The following is a 14,213-nucleotide window of genomic DNA, read 5'->3' as shown; positions in this document are numbered from 1 at the left end:
GGTGTTTGTTCACGGCGTTTCCTCCTGGCGAGCTGGTCACGTCGGGGTCACGGCTGGCAGGGACGGCGTGCGCTTCCCCGCACCTCCACGGCGGGAGAGCGCGGTCTTCAGCGAGGCGGTGGCTGTCTTCGACAGGGCCATCCGGTTGCGATCACAACCTGGAGGACGAGCGCCGAGCCGCTGTCCGGAAGCCTCTGTGGTTCTTGCGGCCCAGGGCACCGAGGGCGACGAGGCCTTCCAGGAGGAGGGCCGGTTTCTGCTCCGGGTGGGCGAGTTGGTCGTACAAGCGGTGCTGGATGGCCAGCGAGACGTCCAGACCGATCGTGTCGAGGAGGGCGAAGGGGCCCATGGGGAAGCCGTAGCCGTTCTCGATGGCCGTGTCCGTGGCCTCGATGTCGGTGCCCGGGCGCCGCAGCAGATCGACCGCCGCGCCGAGGTAGGGGAAGAGGAGGCAGTTGACTATGAAGCCGGCCCGATCGGGACAGGTGACCGTGGTCTTCCCCAGTCCGGCGGCGAAGGTCCGGGCGCCGTCGAACACGTCGTCGGAGGTGCCGTCGGTGCGGACCAGTTCGACGAGTCGCAGTATGGGCGCGGGATTGAAGAAGTGCATGCCGACGACATCGGCGGGCCGTCCGGCGGCTTCCGCGCAGGCGGTCACCGACAGGCTGGACGTGGTGGTCGCCAGGATGGCTCCCGGTTTGGCCACCGTGCCGAGCCGGGCGAAGAGGAGGCGCTTGACGTCGAGGTCTTCCGCCACCGCTTCGATGACCAGATCGCGGTCCGCGACTGCTCGTACGTCGGTGGCAGGGGTGAGCAGCGGCAGCGCCGCGGCCTCCTGCTGGGGGGTGATCCTGCCGCGGCGGACGGCGCGGGTCAGGGATTCCGAGATCGCCGCGAGGGCGGTCTCCGCCTTCTCCGGGCTGCGCGCCACCAGCACGGTGGGATGACCTGCGGTCGCTGTGGCCTCCGCGATACCGCGGGCCATGACGCCGGAGCCCAGGACGGCGACCGTACGCACCGGACGGCGGACGGTGCCGGGGTGGTCCTCGGGCCTGTCCCGTGGTGCGACGCCCTCGCCGCCCTCGCTGTCGTAGGTGTCGTAGGTGTAGAAGCCTTCGCCGGTCTTGCGTCCCAGGCGGCCCGAGTCGACCAGGCGGGTCAGCAGCGGGGCCGGGGCGAACGAGTCGTCGCCGGTCCGCCGGCGCAGTCTCGTCAGGGTCGCGTGGGCCGTGTCCAGTCCGATGGCGTCCAGCAGTCGCAGCGGCCCGGCCGGCAGACCGCAGCCGAGTCGCATCGCCGTGTCGATGTCATCGCGTGCGGCATGGCCGGCGTCGAGAAAGGCCACGGACCGGTTCAGGTAGGCCATCACGAGTGCGGTGGCGTCCTCCGCCGGCCCGGCGCCGATCTCGGCCCGTGTCAGGCCCAGTTCGGCGATCAGCGAGTCGACGGCGCTCGTGGTGGACGGGGAGGTCAGGGCGGTGGGTGCCGGTTCCACCGTGCCGCCGGGGCCGGGAGGGACGAGGAAGCGCAGGCCCGAGACCGTCTCCGGCCGGCCGGACGCGACGGCGAGGTGCGGGACGGAGAGCGCGGAGGTCGTGGTGAGCACCGGGGCCCCCGAGACCTCGCCGATACGGCGAAGTAAGTCCGCCTTGACGGCCAGGTCGTCGGGTACGGCCTCGATCACCACGGTGGCGTCCGCGAGTGCCGCCACATCGGGTGTGAAGACGACGTCGGGCGTGAGGACGGCCTCGGGCATGACGACGGCCTCGGGCGTGACGACGGATGGCTCCCGCGCGCCCTCGGTAACCGCCTTGAGGCGGTTGCCGACCCGTGCGAGTACGTCGAGGTCGGTGTCGACAGCCACGATGCGATGGCCGGCCCGGTGGGCCAGGCGCAGGAACGCCTCGCCGACCGTGCCGAGGCCGACGATGCCGGTGAGGGGTCGCTGATCGGTCGTCATGACGTTCCTCGCACGTTCTGCTCCTGCTTCCGCTCCCGGAAGCGGTTGATGGCGTCGATGTGCCTGGCGCGCAGGGCGTGGTCGCGCACACCGAGGCCCTCGCGCGGGGCCAGGCAGAGGATGCCGACCTTCCCCTGGTGGAGGTTGGCGTGCACCTCGTACGCCGCGTGCCCGGCCTGCTCCAGGGGGTAGACCCTCGACAACGTCGGATGGATCCTGCCCTTGGCGATGAGCCGGTTGGCCTCCCAGGCCTCGCGGTAGTTGGCGAAGTGGGTGCCGACGATGCGCTTGAGGGACATCCAGAGGTAGCGGTTGTCGTACTCGTGCATGTATCCGGAAGTCGACGCGCAGGTGGCCACGGTGCCGCCCTTCTTCGTCACGTACACCGACGCGCCGAACGTCTCCCGGCCCGGGTGCTCGAAGACGATGTCGACGTCCTCGCCGCCGGTGAGTTCCCGGATGCGCTTGCCGAACCGCTTCCACTCCTTGGGGTCCTGGGTGCGTTCGTCCTTCCAGAACCGGTAGCCCTCGGCGTTCCGGTCGATGACCGCTTCGGCACCCATGGCGTGGCAGACGGCCGCCTTCTGCGGCGACGAGACCACACAGATGGGGTTCGCGCCCCCGGCGAGCGCCAACTGGGCGGCGTACGAACCGAGTCCGCCGCTCGCGCCCCAGATCAGCACGTTGTCGCCCTGCTTCAGCTGCGCGCCGTTACGGGAGACCAGCTGCCGGTACGCGGTGGAGTTCACCAGGCCCGGAGCGGCGGCCTCCTCCCAGGTCAGGTGCTCCGGCTTGGGCATCAGCTGGTTGGACTTGACGAGCGCGATCTCGGCGAGGCCGCCGAAGTTGGTCTCGAAGCCCCAGATGCGCTGCTCGGGGTCCAGCATCGTGTCGTCGTGGCCGTCGGGGCTCTCCAGCTCGACGGACAGGCAGTGGGCGACGACCCGGTCGCCCGCGCGCCACCGGTTCACGCCGGGCCCGGTGCGCAGCACCACCCCCGCGAGGTCGGAGCCCAGCACGTGGTACGGCAGGTCGTGGCGTTTGGCCTGATCGCTGAGGCGCCCGTAGCGCTCCAGGAAGCCGAAGGTCGGCAGGGGCTCGAAGATCGAGGACCACACGGTGTTGTAGTTGATCGCACTCGCCATCACGGCGATCAGGGCCTCGCCCGGTCCCGGCTCCGGTGTCGGGACCTCCTGCACCTGGAGGGACTTGCGCGGATCCTTCTCCTTGGAGTCCATGCCCTCGAACATCGCGGTGTCCTCCCGGCGCACCACGTTGCCTCGGTAGTACTCCGGCAGGCGCAGGCCCGTCACATCCCACGATGTGACGTCCTCCGAGAGGAGAGCGCCGATGATCTCATCCATATGCCATCCCGTGATGTGTCGAGTGGATCGGGTGGAGGGAGAGTGCGGTCTTCAGCGAGGCGGCGGACTCCTGATGGCGTCCGCCGCGGGCGTCCGTCGGGGGCGTGCCGTCGGGGGCGTGCGTCCGGACGTCGCCGACGAGGCGCCTGAAGTGATGGAGGTCCGGCCGTTCGAAGCTGGTCCGCGCCGGCAGGAGGTGGCCGGGGCTCCGGTGCCGACGGGGCTGTCGGGCCGTCCCGACCGGCTGCCGTACTCGTCCAGCACATGAACGGAGCCAAGAACCTCATACCGCATCAGATCCCCTGCCGTCCTTGGATGGAGAGCGTGCCGGCGGGCTGTCACCAGGAGATGACCTTGAACATCGCAGTGTCATCCCCCCGTGCCACGGAGCGGCACGAACAGAGGCGCAGCGCGGCCGGTCAGGGGCACGCTCGGGCCGAGAGGTCCTGGTGAAGGCCCGGTGCAGTGGCCCGAGTCGACCCGAGGAGTGACCTGACTATCCATCACCTCCTGTCCCAGACACCCTTGGTGGCCCGTACCGAGCCACCGGACGCCACAGCCGGGCCGGACCCCCTCCGCCAGGGGCGCCAGGCCGGTCCCTCGCCCCCGGCCCCCCTTCCCGGCACCGCTCCGCGCCGGCCGAGCCGGAGTTGACCCCGCCCACCCACCTCGGGCCGACGCATGAGCGCGACCACACCGAACGAGACGACCGAGAGGAAGAGCGACATGACCCGTCAGCCCACGGATGCGCCCGCCGAGGACGTCCAGCCACGGTTCAGGCCGTACACGGCCAAGGCCGCCGAGCCCTGGGAGGAGCTCGCGCACGACCGGGCCCGCTGCCCCGTCGTCCGCAACTCCGAGCTGAACGCGGTGCAGGTCTCCACCTACGAGGGAGTCAAGGAGGTGCTGGCCGGATACCAGCGGTTCTCCAACGCGTCCGGCAACATCTGGCCGCTGAAGGAGCCGCTGCCGCCCGAGGAGCAGGTGCTCGGCTGGGCCGACCAGCCGATCCACACCCGCCAGCGGAAACTGCTGGTCAAGGCGTTGTCGGCGTCCCGTATCCGGAACATGCGCGCGTTCAGCGAACGCCTCGCTGACGACATCGTCGACGAGCTCTCCGCGCGGGGATCCTTCGAGATGTACGAGGACTTCGCGGAGCGGATGGCCGCCGGTCACGTCTGCGAGCTGCTGGGCATCCCGGAGAGCGAGCGTGCCGAGTACGCGCGGGCGGCGAAGCGGATGGAAGAGCTGGTCACCATCACCATGGACGGCCGCGAGGAGGGCGGATACGGCACCGAGCTGAACGAGTGGCTGGACCACCTCAGCGGGATGATCCACGCCAGGCGGGCGGCCGGGCCCGACAGCGACGACCTGATCACCCAGTTGTCCTTCGCCCAGGTGGACGGCGACTACTTCGAGGCGCACGAGATCGCGCGAATGATCCAGCTGCTGAACGTGGCGGGTATCGGTACGACGATCGGGGCGATCGGCAACAGCGCCTACCTGCTGGACCGGTACCCCGAACAGAAGGCCCGGTTCCTGTCCGACATCGAGGGACTGTCACTCTCCCTGGCGGCGGAATCACTGCGGTTCGAGACACCCATCTCGGGTCTGTGGCGGACCTGTTCCAAGCCGACCAGGATCGGGAACATCGATGTCGAACCGGGAGAGAAGGCCTTCGCTCTCATCAGCGCCGCGAATCACGACCCGCTGGTCTACGACCGGCCGGACGAGTTCATCATCGAACGTGACTGGGCCAGACTGCCGCAGGATCTTCCGTTCGGGCAGGGCATCCATTTCTGCCTCGGCATGAACATGGCCCGAATGGAGATGCAGGTCGCCACCGCGAAGATGTACCGGCGGCTGCCCAACCTCCGGGTCAGGCCCGGCTTCGAGCCCGAGCTCCTGCCGGGGGCGGTGCTGCGTCGTTTCGAGACACTGGAGATGGTCTTCGACGGCCCGGCACTGCCGAGGACCACCTGACGGCCTGCCTCCGGCGAGTCCGTACGGACTCGCCGGAGGCAGGCCGCGGCCGAAGTCCGAGCGCGGTCTGCGCGCGGTCCGGGCGCGGGCTGCGCGCGGGCTCATCCCCTGCGGACGGACAGCACCTGGGTGTTGGTGTGCTCCAGCACGCCCTCCAGGCCGTTCTCGACGCCGAGGCCGGACGCCTTGTGGCCGCCGAAGGGCAGGTCCGGGGTCGGCATCGCCTCCTGGTTGATCCAGACGGTGCCGACCTCGATCCGCGCGGCCAGTTCCTCGGCCGCCGCGGCGTCGCGGCTCCAGACGGTGCCGGCGAGCCCGTACTCGGAGTCGTTGGCGCGGCGGACGACATCGTCGACATCCCGGAACCGCAGCAGGGGGACGACCGGGCCGAACGGCTCCTGGGTGACGATCGCCGAGTCGTCGGCGGGGTCGTCCACCACGGTCGGGTGCACGAAGTAGCCGGGGCCGTCCGGGATCGCACCCTCGACCAGCAGCTTGGCGCCGGAGCCGACGGTCTCCTTGATCAGGCCTACGACCTTCTCGTACTGCGCGCGGTTCTGGAGGGGGCCCAGCTGGACGCCGTCCTCCAGACCGTCGCCGACCTTGACGGACCGTGCCAGCTCGGCGAACCGCTCCGCGAACGCGTCGTAGACGTCCTCGTGCACGTAGACCCGTTTGGCGGCGATGCAGAGCTGGCCACTGTTGGCGAAACAGGTCCAGAAGACCCGCGGCGCGACCTCGTCGACGTCCACGTCGGGCAGCACGATCGCGGCGTCGTTGCCGCCCAGCTCCAGGGTGACGCGGGAGAGGTTGCGGGCGGCGGAGGCCATGACCTTGCGGCCGGTCGCGCTGGAGCCGACGAAGGCGATCTTGTCGATGCCCGGGTGCTCGGTGAGTCTCGGTCCGAGGCTGTCGCCCCCACTGACGGTGTTGATGACGCCTGCGGGTACGACGTCGGCCAGCAGCTCGCCGACACGCAGCGTGGTGAGCGGGGTGAACGGCGAGGGCTTGACCACGATGGTGTTGCCGGCGAGCAGCGCCGGGCCGATCTTCTTGGCGGCCAGGACGACGGGGAAGTTCCACGGCACGATGCCGGCCACGACGCCGAGGGGTACCCGGCGTATCCGGATGCGGTGGGTCTCGGTCTCGGTGACCTCGTCGTCGGGGTACTCCATGGCGGCGTGCGCGTCGAGCCAGGCGGCGAAGGTCATGATCTCGGCGCGCGCGTCGGCCAGCGGCTTGCCCTGCTCGGTGGTGAGCAGCACCGCCAGTTCCTCGGTGTGCTCGCCGACGACGGCCGCGGCGGCGCGCAGCACGGCGCGGCGCTCGTCCACGGACGTGGTGCGCCAGGTGACGAAGGCACGTCGCGCGGCCGAGACGGCGGCCTCCAGCTGGGCGTCGGTGGCATCGGGTACGCGGCCGACGATCTCCTCGGTGGCGGGGTTCAGCACGCCCAGCGGGTCGCCTTCGGCGCCGACGAGCCGGCCGCCGATGAGCATGCGATGGGTGGGTTCCGGGTGGATCACTGACGTCACTTCGCTACTTCCCTACGCCATGAGGGCCTTCGCCCGTCGAACCCGGGCGAAGGCCTCGGTTCAGGTGGGCAGAAGGCCCTCGGTTCCGGTGATCAGCGGATGCAGGCCTTCGTGCGCATCAGGAACGATTCGAGGTAGTCGTCATGCGGGATGCCGGGGGGCAGCCAGTACGTCGGGTGGTCCCCGAGATAGACGTTGGCGATGCTGGGCTCGTCGAAGAGCCGGTCCACCAGCGTCTCGTCGTCGGTGACGGCGGTGAGCACCACGGTGTCCTTGAGCGGCTCGACCCCGGCCTGCGGGCTCCACGGCGCCACCCAAACACAGGGAAAGCGCTGCTCGATACGGGTCTGCGGGGCATCGGGCCGGGACACCTGGTGCACGGCCGGGCGGAGCACGGCGGTGCCGTCCCCGAGGTCGTCGACGATCCCGTCGCCGCCCAGCCACGGGGTGGTGCCGGCGGCCTTGGCCAGCAGGAACCGCTCGATCCGGCGGGCCTCGTCGATCGGCTTCACCGGCAGCACCGCCTTGGGGTCCTGTGGCGGCAGGCTGGGCAGCACGGAGAGCCGCTCGGCGATCGCCCGCGCCACCGGTGCCGGGTCGCCCTCGACGAACACCGCGGTGGTGTTGATGCAGGCGGCACCGCCGTGGGCGCTGACCGAGGAGACGATGGTGTCCAGGTAGGAGGTCCAGTCGGCGTCCTTGGTGATGAGGAACTTCGACCGCCCCGGCCCCTGTGGCAGCACCGTCGCCATCGAGGCGTACTTGCGCACCACGTCGTCGTCGCCGTACACCATGGCCAGGTCCGCGCCCCGCACGACCTCGTCGGCCGTGGTGTGGTCGGTCGGCAGCAGGGCGACCTGGTCGGCGCCGAAGCCGGCGTCGCGCAGTGCGGTGATCCACCGGTGCGGGCTGAACGGTTCACGGCTCGACGGCCGCACCGCCACCCGGTAGCCGAGGGCGAGGGACTGGAGCCACAGGGTGTGGGCGCTCGGTGTGTTGCCGGGGGCGTGGACGGCGAACACGCCGCCGCGACGGGCCCATACGCCGCTGCCGTGCCGGGTGCGCGGGTCGCGCCAGTCGTTGACCGCCCCGGTGGGACGGGCCAGTTGGGAGCTGAGGTACGCGCGTTCCGTGTACTGCGCGGTGAACTCCAGGGCCATCTCCGTCGTGCCCCAGGGCAGGCCCGATACCCGGCACACCGCGTGCTGGTACTCCTCGGCGGACAGTCCACCGACGGTCTCGGTGGCGAACGCTTTGCCCGCCCTGGCGATGGCGTCCAGGCGCTGTTCCAGCGGCAGCGGGTCGGCCTTGCGCAGCGCCGACATCGTCCGGGCGACGTAGAGCGGGGGAACCAGGCTCAGTTCGGCGAACGGCTCACCATGGATGTCCTTGACGGTCTGGATGGTCCTCGACCGGTACGCGCCGCCGGGGCCCAGTGCGTCGAGGCGGATGAGGTCGCTCGTCACGCCCATCAGTAGACTCCCTCGATCACGGCTTCGCCGTCGAAGACCCGCACCGGCGTCACATCCGCCACGGAGTCCCCCACCTGCCCTCGCGGCCCCGGTACACGGGTGGCCTCGTCGCGGTCGAGGTTGTTGGGCAGCAGGAAGCTCCGGCTGACGTGGTTGACGACCACCCGGCCACGGGCGCCGTACTCGACCGGTTCCCCGCTGTCGGGATCGACGACCCGGAAGGTGATGAACGGTGCCGGCGGGTCGAAGACGCACTCGCCGATGTCCTCGGTGACCCGCTGGCCGCAGCTGTGCAGCAGCATGGTGCTGCCGAAGAAGCCGATGAGCGGGATGCCGGGAAAGACCTCGCTGCCCAGCAGGTCACGGGTGTTGGCGTCCATGTGCGCGCCGGCCCAGATGATCGCCTTGACCTTGTTCCGCACCAGGTCGGTCAACTCGTCGTCGACGGCGAGGCGTTCGAGCACCGGCGGCGTGATGGCGAGGACGCCCACGTCCTGACCGCGTAACACGTGCCGGGCCTGCTCCAGCAGATGGCCGGCGTAGGCGCGTGCCTCCTCGGCGCGGCCGGCGGCGATGAGTTGCTTGACCCAGCGCGGGTCCATGTCGATGGAGAACGCGTGGCCGCCGTGGTCGCTCGCGAGCCGGGAGTACGCGTACCCACCCATGTGCGGCCCGGTGGGAAACATCATCAGCCAGTTCGCGCCCCTCGGCACGCCGTGCCCGTCCAGGATCGCGGCGAGACACTCCTGCGACTTGAGGAACCAGTCCCGCAGGAGAACCACCCGCTTGGGCCGGCCGGTGGTGCCACCGCTCTCGAAGATCCCGCAGATGTCCGGGTTCTTGCCGTAGCCGCGTGGAACCAGGTCCTCGACGCGTACGTCGCGCAGTTCGTCGCACACGTTCGGGAACAGCGCCAGATCTTCGACCCCCCGCACGTCGGTCAGCGGGTCGAAGTCGAGGGTCTTCGCCCGCGCCAGCCAGAACGGCGAACCGGTCGCGGGGTCGAAGTGCCATCGCATCGCCGCCCTGATGAACTCGCCCGGGTCGGGGCCGTCCCCGATCGGCGTGTCGAGAACGGTGTCGAAATCGTGGACCATGAAGCCTCCGGTGTCTCGGGGGTCTCGCTCCTCCTGCGGGCCGCGCTCAGCGCTGTCATTCCAGCGCGCAGGGGGTGGCCCGGGAACGGCGTGTGCCGATGGGCGGCACGGCGCCGGAGCCGCCGGGGCCGTACGCCCTGGGACGGGGGGGTTCCGGGTGCGCCCGTCGGGCTCGTGCCGCAGGACGGCACACGCGTCCTTCACCCGGTGGCCGCAGCACTACAGTCCCCGCTCAGTCCTCCCTGCCGTGTGTCCTGGATCACTGAGCATCCGGGCCTGATGGGAAGCGAGCCGCCCATGTCCGAGATCACCAGCGAAACCGAACCGGTCGGCGTCACCACGACGAGCACGGCCCCCGCCGCCCAGAAGTCCACCGCGTCGCGGGTCGCCGTCGCTAGCCTCGTAGGCACGGTCATCGAGTACTACGACTTCGCCGTGTACGGCACGGCCGCCGCCCTCGTCCTCGGCCCCGCCTTCTTTCCCTCCGGCAACGCCACGCTGTCCACGCTGGCCGCGTTCCTCACCTTCGCCGCCGCGTTCCTGGCGCGCCCGATCGGCGTGGTGGTGTTCGGCGGCATCGGCGACCGGGTCGGCCGCAAGCGTGCCCTCTTCCTCTCCCTGATCCTGATGGGCCTGTCCACGGTCGGCGTCGGACTGCTGCCCACGTACGAGACCGCCGGCCTCGTCGCCCCCGTGCTCCTGGTCGTCCTGCGCCTCCTCCAGGGCGTGAGCCTCGGCGGCGAGTGGGGCGGAGCCGTACTGCTGGCGGCGGAGCACGCGCCCCCCGGGCGCCGGGCGCTGTACGCGTCGATCCCGCAGGCCGGCCCACCGCTCGGCTTCCTGCTGTCCAGTGCCGTGATCCTTCCGACGCTGGCGATCGCGGGCAAGGACGGTTTCGCCGAAGGGGCCTGGCGCATCCCGTTCCTGCTGAGCACCGCACTGATCGCCGTCGGCCTCTGGGTCCGGTCCCGGGTCACCGAGTCCCCCGTCTTCGAGGAGCGGTCCACCGGCGGCGCCCCGGCACCCCGCTTTCCGCTCGGCGCCCTGATCAGGGAGTACCCGGGCAGACTACTGCTCGGCATCGGCGCGGCGATCGGCGGCTCGGCGATCTACATCCTGACGATCGTCTACAGCCTCTCCTACGGGCCGACCGCCCTCGGTATCCCGCAGTCCACGATGCTGACCGCCGCGAGCATCGCCGCCGCGGCCGTCGTGGCCGTCACCCTGCCGGTGGCGAGACTGGCCGACCGGGTGGGCCGACGCCCGGTGATGCTGACCGGCGCGGCGGGCTGCGCCCTGTGGGCCCTGCCCATGTTCGGCTCCCTGGAGACCGGCGACGGCGTACTGATCACCGGGGCCTTCACCATCGGGCTCGTACTGTTCACCATGATGTTCTCGCCCATGGCCGCGTTCCTGCCGGAGCTGTTCCCGGCCCGGCTGCGCTACACCGGTGCCTCGGCGACCTTCATCCTCGCCGCCACCCTCGGCGGCGGCTTCGCCCCACTGATCGCCACCTGGCTGAACTCGCACTGGCAGTCACCGTTCGCCCTCGGCCTCTACGCCGGCGCGCTGTGCCTGGTCAGCCTGGCCTGTATCCGGTCCCTGCCCGAGACCCGCGACCAGGACTTCAGCGCCTGACGTCTCTGTCGCCGCGGACCCTCGCCCCGGCAGCGGAGTGCGCGGGGACTTCGACGTCAGCCGCAGTCGGGGCGGCTGCTTCGGTGTTCCTTATGGTGACAGGAAGTTCGGCAGGACGTTCAGCGTCATGCGGAGGCCGAGGTCGGCGGGGCCCCGAGTGGTCTCCGCCGGGACGCGGCGACGATACTGGGACGCGCACGTGCCCCTGCTTCCCGATGGACTCATGCCGAACTCCCCCAAAGCCCGTCCCACGATTCCCCCTACGGTGTGGCCGGCTCGCGGCCGCCACGTCGGACCCGACGCGGAACGCGTACTCCGTCGCACCCTGCGACAGCTCAAGGACAGCCAGGTCATCGACGACTTCCTGGAAGTGTCCGACGCCGAGGGCGACCTGCCGGAGCGGGTCTTCGAGGCTCGTTGGCGGGTCCCCGACGAGGTGACCGTACGCGCCCGGCTGAGCCTCGCGCCCGACCTGGGCGGCGGGCGGGAGTGGACCCTGCTCGCGGAGGCGGAACAGCCGTGGGACCCGGCATGGCCGTCCCCCGTCACCCGGTTCTGGCCGGAGTACGGCGACTGGGACCATGACGCCGCCACAGGCCTGTCGCTGAGCAGGATCAACACCCTTCCCGAGGAGGACAAGGACGTACGGCGCGTGCTCAGGGACTCCGGGCGCGGCGGATGGTGCGTCCACGTCGTCGTCCACGAGGCCATGACCACGGACGAGCGCGGTCGGCTGCCCCTGGCGCGATGGCTGCCGCCGAACCTGCGCCACCGCGTCGTCGAACACCGGGCCGCGCCCCATCAGCTGCGGGTCGTGAACTGGGCGCTGCGGGAGTTCGACGTGGAGGTGCCACGCGGCGGTGCGGTGGTGCTGCCCGGCCGCCCGCCCGTTTCGGGCTACGACGCCGAGGTCTTCGCCGTACGGGCGGTGTTCCTGGACGGTTCGGAGCCGACGGAACTCGCCGCCGCGGTGACCCGGTTCGCCGCGCTGCCCCGGCCGCTGCCGGACGGTGCCGACGACGCCCTCACCGCACTGCGGGAGGACTGGCATCTCCTCACTGTCGAAGAGGAACTCTCCCGGGAACGGAAGCGGGTGGCGACGTACGCCGAGGCGCTGGAGGCCATGACGAAGTCCCGGGACCTGTACCGGGAGGCGACCGAGCGCGCCCACGAGGCGCTCGCCGCCTACCGCGAGTCCGCCGAGGACGCTCCCGCCGGACAGCAGCGGTCCGGGACGCGGACGGCGTCTGGGTTCCAGCAGCTGACCCGCACGCTGGAGCGCCTGAAGGGCAGCGCCAAGGCCCTGCGCCCCGCCGCCACGGACCAGGGCGAGGAAAACAAGGAAGACAAGGAAGACAGGGAAGACCCGGAAGACACGGAAGACACGGCCGCCAAGCCGACCAGCCCGGAGCACTAGCGGGTCGGCGCCCTGTTTTGGTACCTCATGCACCGTTTACGCATGGAGGAATCTACGAACCTGAGAATTTACTGAGCATTCGGTGTGCAGATCCGTATCTGAGGACGTGCTTGACCCGTACCGGAAGTCCTGCCGGCTCCGGAGATGTCCTTGAGAGGCCTGATGAGACGCAGCACGCGAAAGAGATCGAACACTGCCCGCCGGGCGGTTGGCGCGGCGGCCGCACTGGCTGTCGGGGCCGGTGGACTGGTGGCGGTCAACATCTACGCCTCGGCCGACGAAACGAGCGCGTCGAAGGGCTCTGCCCAGAACCAGGTGCTCGCGGCCGGAACGTCCACCATCGACTGCCCGGACGTCGGCCAGCAGTTGACGTCGGTGCCGGCTCAGGCCAAGGCCCAGGTCGACAAGGAACTGGCACTTCTCGACAAGCAGATATCCGAGGCTTACCAGCGCCTTTCCACCTCTCAGAAGGCGATTCAGCAGGATCCCGACTTCGCGCAGAACGCGATCATGGGTCCGCTGAAGGACAAGCGGAAGGCGACGATCGACCGGATCGCCATCGCCATCGGCCGGGTGGCAGCCAAGCCGCAGGGCCTTGACGCATTGGCGGCCTGCACGCTGCGCGCCACCGGCGACCAGCCCGGCGCCGGTCAGGGTGGCAACAACACCAACGCCGGAGCGAGTGGCAACGGTCCCGTCGCCGCCGACTTCGTGGACATCACCAAGGTGAAGTCCAATGTGCGTACGCCGGCCAAGTCGGCGAAGGCCTCGAAGGGTGTCTTCGTCAGCAAGTGCGGGGTGAACGCCAACAAGCTGTACAACAGCGACAACGTCATCGTCGCGCCCGGTGTCACCAACGGCGCGCACCACGTGCACGATTACGTCGGCAACCAGGACAACGACGCCTTCTCGAGCGACCAGGACTTCGCCAAGGCCGGGACCAGCTGCCAGAACAAGGGCGACAAGTCGTCCTACTACTGGCCGGTGCTGCGTCTCCAGGACGGCACCAGGGAGTTCGACGCCGACAAGCAGGGCGGCGGCGCCGAGGGCAACACGGGCCGGATCCTGACGGCCAAGAAGGCCACCTTGGACTTCGTGGGCAGCCCCCGCGGCAAGGTGGTGGCGATGCCCAAGTTCCTGCGCGTCATCACCGGTGACGCCAAGGCGTTCGTCAACGGCACCGCCAACGCCAACGCCTCCTGGAGCTGCACCGGCTTCGAGAACAAGGTGCAGTTGAAGGACAAGTACCCCTTGTGCCCCTCGGGCAGCGACGTGGTACGCACCTTCAAGTTCCAGAGCTGCTGGGACGGCAAGAACATCGACAGCGCCAACCACCGTACGCACGTGGCCTTCGCCGACGCGAGCGGGAACTGCCCGGCCGGCTTCAAGGCCATTCCGCAGCTGGTGCAGCGTCTGGTGTACGACGTGGACACGCCCAGTGTGAAGGACAGCGGCAAGACCCGTCCGTTCTTCTCCTTGGACGGCTTCCCCGAACAGCAGCACAAGCCGGTCACCGACCACGGTGACTTCATCAACGTCTTCAACCCGAAGCTGATGAACAAGGCCGTCCAGTGCATCAACACCGGACGTAAGTGCAGTTGAGTCCGAGTATCGGGCGGTGGGCGTCGCGCCGGCGACGCCCACCGCCGTTTTTTTGGCCTCGGCCCGGTCGGCGGCAGGCTCGGACGGACCAGCCGACCTTCACCACCCACCCCTCTGACCTGGCAATACACGTGAATCCTTCCGT

At 70.0% G+C, this 14,213-nt stretch carries 9 protein-coding genes; 4 read left to right on the top strand and 5 right to left on the bottom strand.

Features of this window, described 5'->3' with window-relative positions; translation table 11 throughout:
• Positions 1-151: 151 nt before the first annotated feature.
• Positions 152-1,960 (bottom strand): 3-hydroxyacyl-CoA dehydrogenase family protein, encoded by a 1,809-nt coding sequence (locus I8N67_RS04310; protein WP_200301209.1) that lies wholly within the window; start codon positions 1,958-1,960, stop codon positions 152-154.
• Positions 1,957-3,324, bottom strand: coding sequence for a crotonyl-CoA carboxylase/reductase (gene ccrA / locus I8N67_RS04305; RefSeq protein WP_200301208.1), 1,368 nt, complete (start codon positions 3,322-3,324; stop codon positions 1,957-1,959). Before ccrA ends, I8N67_RS04310 begins: the two co-directional genes overlap by 4 nt.
• A gap of 726 nt (positions 3,325-4,050) precedes the next feature.
• Here ccrA and I8N67_RS04300 point away from each other — a divergent pair.
• Complete coding sequence (locus I8N67_RS04300) at positions 4,051-5,307, top strand: cytochrome P450 (protein ID WP_200301207.1); 1,257 nt, start codon at positions 4,051-4,053, stop codon at positions 5,305-5,307.
• 101 nt (positions 5,308-5,408) lie between these two features.
• On the opposite strand, the gene I8N67_RS04295 is transcribed toward I8N67_RS04300, so the two are convergent.
• The 3 genes from I8N67_RS04295 to I8N67_RS04285 form a co-directional block, all read right to left on the bottom strand.
• Complete coding sequence (locus I8N67_RS04295) at positions 5,409-6,842, bottom strand: aldehyde dehydrogenase family protein (RefSeq protein ID WP_307835149.1); 1,434 nt, start codon at positions 6,840-6,842, stop codon at positions 5,409-5,411.
• A 92-nt stretch (positions 6,843-6,934) separates the two neighbouring features.
• Positions 6,935-8,314: an aldehyde dehydrogenase family protein gene (locus tag I8N67_RS04290; protein WP_200301206.1), complete on the bottom strand. Its 1,380-nt coding sequence runs from the start codon at positions 8,312-8,314 to the stop codon at positions 6,935-6,937.
• Positions 8,314-9,411, bottom strand: coding sequence for a phenylacetate--CoA ligase family protein (locus I8N67_RS04285; RefSeq protein ID WP_200301205.1), 1,098 nt, complete (start codon positions 9,409-9,411; stop codon positions 8,314-8,316). The genes I8N67_RS04290 and I8N67_RS04285 overlap by 1 nt, the downstream gene beginning before the upstream one ends.
• A gap of 297 nt (positions 9,412-9,708) precedes the next feature.
• Here I8N67_RS04285 and I8N67_RS04280 point away from each other — a divergent pair, with 297 nt between their 5' ends.
• The 3 genes from I8N67_RS04280 (at position 9,709) to I8N67_RS04270 (ending at position 14,068) form a co-directional block, all read left to right on the top strand.
• Positions 9,709-11,049: an MFS transporter gene (locus tag I8N67_RS04280; protein WP_200301204.1), complete on the top strand. Its 1,341-nt coding sequence runs from the start codon at positions 9,709-9,711 to the stop codon at positions 11,047-11,049.
• 265 nt (positions 11,050-11,314) lie between these two features.
• Complete coding sequence (locus tag I8N67_RS04275) at positions 11,315-12,466, top strand: hypothetical protein (protein ID WP_307835148.1); 1,152 nt, start codon at positions 11,315-11,317, stop codon at positions 12,464-12,466.
• Positions 12,467-12,628: 162 nt separating this feature from the next.
• Positions 12,629-14,068, top strand: coding sequence for a DUF1996 domain-containing protein (locus tag I8N67_RS04270; RefSeq protein WP_200301203.1), 1,440 nt, complete (start codon positions 12,629-12,631; stop codon positions 14,066-14,068).
• The last annotated feature ends 145 nt before the right edge of the window (positions 14,069-14,213 follow it).

Source organism: Streptomyces adelaidensis, from assembly GCF_016598475.1.
GTDB classification, from domain to species: Bacteria; Actinomycetota; Actinomycetes; order Streptomycetales; family Streptomycetaceae; genus Streptomyces; species Streptomyces adelaidensis.
This window is presented reverse-complemented; position numbering and strand designations above follow the sequence as displayed.

Coding starts and splice junctions, on each gene's coding strand:
- I8N67_RS04290 (WP_200301206.1), bottom strand. CDS start 8,314: ATGGGCGTGACGAGCGACCTCATCCGCCTCGACGCACTGGGCCCCGGC.
- I8N67_RS04280 (WP_200301204.1), top strand. CDS start 9,709: ATGTCCGAGATCACCAGCGAAACCGAACCGGTCGGCGTCACCACGACG.
- ccrA (WP_200301208.1), bottom strand. CDS start 3,324: ATGGATGAGATCATCGGCGCTCTCCTCTCGGAGGACGTCACATCGTGG.
- I8N67_RS04300 (WP_200301207.1), top strand. CDS start 4,051: ATGACCCGTCAGCCCACGGATGCGCCCGCCGAGGACGTCCAGCCACGG.
- I8N67_RS04285 (WP_200301205.1), bottom strand. CDS start 9,411: ATGGTCCACGATTTCGACACCGTTCTCGACACGCCGATCGGGGACGGC.
- I8N67_RS04310 (WP_200301209.1), bottom strand. CDS start 1,960: ATGACGACCGATCAGCGACCCCTCACCGGCATCGTCGGCCTCGGCACG.
- I8N67_RS04270 (WP_200301203.1), top strand. CDS start 12,629: ATGAGACGCAGCACGCGAAAGAGATCGAACACTGCCCGCCGGGCGGTT.